Below are 1,161 nucleotides of genomic sequence, written 5' to 3' on the forward strand. Positions count from 1 at the left end.
GCACTACCGTATCGAGGCGGCCTTACGCCGCCATCGCCACCTTGCGCAGGCGGTCCAGCACGAAGTCGGCCAGCTCGTGCGGCGAATACTTGGCGACGAAGGCGTTGGCACCCACGCGCTCGACCATCGCATTGTTGAATACGCCCGACAGCGAGGTATGCAGCAGCACGTACAGCCCGGACAGGCCGGCATGGCGCCGGATTTCCGTCGTCAGCGTGTAGCCGTCCATCGCCGGCATCTCGATGTCCGAGATCACCATGGCGTAGCGTTCGGCCGGGTTTTCACCCGAGGCATGGATCTGCAGCAGGTGGTCCAGCGCCTGCTTGCCGTCCGAGAGCAGGGTCGCGCCCACCCCCAGCTGGTCCAGCACGCTGCGGATCTGCTGGCGGGCCACCCGCGAATCATCCACCACCAGCACCTGCAGCTGCGGGGCGTCGGCGGGCATCGCCATGGCCGGGTCGAGCACGGCCTCACCGCGCACCTGGGCGATGTCGGCCAGCACGCTTTCCACGTCGATCACCTGGATCAGCTCGCCCTGGAAGCGGGTCACCGCGGTCAGGTAGCTCGATTCAGCGCCCAGTTCCGGCGGCGGGTGGATGTCTTCCACCGCGATGTTGACGATCCGCTCCACGCCGCTGACCAGGAAGCCCTGGATCGAGCGGTTGAACTCGGTCACCACCAGGTAACCGGGTGCGGTGTCCGCATCGGGCTCGCGCTCGGGGTGGCCGATGGCCAGGCCCAGGTCCAGCACCGGCACCGAACGGCCGCGCACGTCGGCCACGCCGGCGAACTGGCCGGGCAGGCCGGGCACCTGGAACAGTTCCGGGCGGCGCAGCACTTCCTGCACCTTGAAGACATTGACGCCAAAAAGCTGACGTCCGCCGAGGCGGAACAGCAGCAGCGCCAGGCGATTGTGGCCGGCCAGTCGGGTTCGCTGGTCGATCCGGTTGAGCAGGTCATGGGACATGGCTGCTGTATCGGCGCGGGCAGGGTGGAACTTGAGGGCGAGTGCAGCGCCGCGGCCGGGAAGCTGTCCGCCCTGTGCCTGTGGCACGCAGCTTGCACGCGTCTGGGCCAGGTCTTACCGACAGGAGGCGCCATGCGCCGCATTGTTCTTTTCCTTGCCACTGCAATGGCCGTAGCCGCGCCGTGGGCAACCGC

1 protein-coding gene is annotated in these 1,161 nt (G+C 67.9%); it reads right to left on the reverse strand.

Going from position 1 to position 1,161, the window contains the following annotated elements:
* Positions 1–22: 22 nt before the first annotated feature.
* Positions 23–967 carry a chemotaxis protein gene (locus AB4Y84_RS22110; protein ID WP_025879111.1) on the reverse strand — a complete coding sequence of 315 codons (945 nt, stop codon included), beginning with the start codon at positions 965–967 and terminating at the stop codon, positions 23–25.
* Positions 968–1,161: the final 194 nt, after the last annotated feature.

Origin of the sequence: Stenotrophomonas sp. 2YAF22 (assembly GCF_052114665.1) — a bacterium.
GTDB classification, from domain to species: domain Bacteria; phylum Pseudomonadota; class Gammaproteobacteria; order Xanthomonadales; family Xanthomonadaceae; genus Stenotrophomonas; species Stenotrophomonas indicatrix.

Excerpts from the sequence above, each read along its gene's own strand:
- AB4Y84_RS22110 (WP_025879111.1), bottom strand. The coding sequence starts at position 967 with ATGTCCCATGACCTGCTCAACCGGATCGACCAGCGAACCCGACTGGCC.